This is a genomic window from Streptomyces desertarenae, from assembly GCF_042681365.1.
GTDB lineage: Bacteria > Actinomycetota > Actinomycetes > Streptomycetales > Streptomycetaceae > Streptomyces > Streptomyces desertarenae.
The window spans coordinates 1-1,082 of sequence record NZ_JBHUFU010000043.1; the positions used below are offsets into that span (position 1 = coordinate 1).

Annotated in this window: 1 rRNA gene; it reads left to right on the plus strand. The window is 54.1% G+C overall.

The features are described from left to right. Positions 1-1,082, plus strand: a 23S ribosomal RNA gene (locus ACFSJS_RS27875); the annotation flags it as partial.

Consider the following 1,082-nt stretch of genomic DNA (forward strand, 5'->3'; position numbering starts at 1 on the left):
GGTGGATGCCTTGGCACTGAGAGGCGATGAAGGACGTGGCACGCTGCGATAAGCCATGGGGAGCTGTGAGCAAGCTTTGATCCGTGGATTTCCGAATGGGGAAACCCAACCCGCAAGGGTTATCGTTACCTGAATACATAGGGTAACGAAGCGAACCCGGGGAACTGAAACATCTCAGTACCCGGAGGAAAGGACATCAACCGAGACTCCCGTAGTAGTGGCGAGCGAACCGGGACCAGGCCAGTGCTGTCGTGACATAAAGCCGAACGATCTGGAAAGGTCGGCCATAGCGGGTGATAGCCCCGTAGGCGTCAATTAGCGACAGACTCGAGTAGGGCGGGACACGTGAAATCCTGTCTGAACATGGGGGGACCATCCTCCAAGCCTAAGTACTCCTCAGTGACCGATAGTGAACAAGTACCGTGAGGGAAAGGTGAAAAGCACCCCGACGAGGGGAGTGAAATAGAACCTGAAATCGGAAGCCTACAAGCAGTCGGAGCCACCACGCGTGGTGACGGCGTACCTTTTGTATAATGGGTCAGCGACTTCATGTGCCGTGCAAGCTTAAGCCGTTAGGTGTAGGCGCAGCGAAAGCGAGTCTGAATAGGGCGAATAAGTACGTCGCATGACGACCCGAAACCAGGTGATCTATCCATGAGCAGGTTGAAGGCTGGGTAACACCAGCTGGAGGACCGAACCCGTGCCCGTTGAAAAGGTCTGGGATGACCTGTGGTTAGGGGTGAAAGGCCAATCAAACCTGGACATAGCTGGTTCTCCGCGAAATCTATTTAGGTAGAGCGTCAGACGAATTCCTTGGGGGGTAGAGCACTGGATGGATGCGGGCGGCGCGAGCTGTACCAATTCTAACCAAACTCCGAATACCCAAGAGAACTATCTGGCAGACACACGGCGGGTGCTAACGTCCGTCGTGAAAAGGGAAACAACCCTAACCATCATCTAAGGCCCCCAAGTAACGGCTAAGTGGGAAACGATGTGGGATTGCTTTGACAACCAGGAGGTTGGCTTAGAAGCAGCCATCCTTGAAAGAGTGCGTAATAGCTCACTGGTCAAGTGATTCTGCG